1 pseudogene is annotated in these 1,232 nt (G+C 49.1%); it reads right to left on the bottom strand.

The features are described 5' to 3' along the window. Positions 1–1,232 (bottom strand): annotated as a pseudogene (locus tag R7Z50_RS24385) (TRAP transporter permease); the annotation flags it as partial.

A 1,232-nucleotide genomic window follows, 5' to 3' on the forward strand; every position in this document is an offset into this window, starting at 1 on the left:
ATCTGGTACTTCTGTTAACTCTGCATCAATCTCAATTGCGCCATCTTGCACATGATTTGCTGAGATCTTCACCAAGCCAACGTACGCAATTAACAGGGCAACCGTAACAATTGGCGTCGCGGCATCACCAAAGACATCTTTCGTCCAACCCACTCCGTAGTAAACCAATGCGCTGATCACACACAGTCCCAAGATTGTGCTAGTAAAGGAAAGTAAACTTTGTACTAACGTTGGGTTGTGGCGACGAGGAAGACCTGTCATACCCGCTTTACACGCCTCAAGGTGAACGATGTAAATCAACGCGATGTAGGAAATCAGCGCTGGAAGTAATGCCGCTTTGATAACCTCTACGTAAGAAATCCCAACGTATTCCACCATCAAAAACGCTGCCGCGCCCATGATTGGCGGGGTGAGCTGACCATTGGTTGACGCTGCCACTTCAACGGCACCCGCTTTTGTGCCCGGAAGCCGACTCGTTTCATCAATGGAATGGTAAAGGTACCAGTGGTTACCACGTTTGCGATTGAAGAGCCAGAAACAAGCCCGGATAAACCAGATGCAACAACGGCCGCTTTTGCAGGACCACCTTTCATATGACCCAGTAAAGAAAAGGCGACTTTAATGAAGTAAGCACCTGCGCCAGCACGTTCCAGCATGGCGCCAAACAATACAAACAAGAAGACAAAAGAGGTTGAAACGCCTAATGCGACACCGAATACACCTTCCGTTGTTAGCCATAAGTGAGACATGGCCTTGTTTAAGCTCGCTCCTTTATGCGCGATGACATCGGGCATGTAAGGGCCAGCAAACGTGTAAGTCAGGAACACGGCGGCCACAACCATTAGCGGAGGCCCTAATGCACGACGAGTCGCTTCAAGTAGCAATATCATGCCAACGACCGCAACCACAATATCGGCAGTGGTGGGAGCGCCGGAACGTCCTGCGAGTTCGGTGTAGAAAAGGTAGATATAGGCAGCTGAAAAGCTACCCGATAACGCGAGAATCCAATCCACAAGAGGAATGTGATCACGCGGAGAGTTCTTCATTGCTGGATAAGCAGTGAAGGCCAAAAATATCGCGAAAGTGAGGTGAATCGCTCGCGCTTCAGTGTCATTCAGTACGCCAAAATTGAAAATAAATGGTAACGGGGATGCGTACCATAATTGAAATAGTGACCAACACAGAGGGACTAACCAAAGGATTCGTCCTTGCACTCCCGAAGGGTTACGTGC

It is taken from the genome of Vibrio sp. 1249-1 (assembly GCF_033340495.1).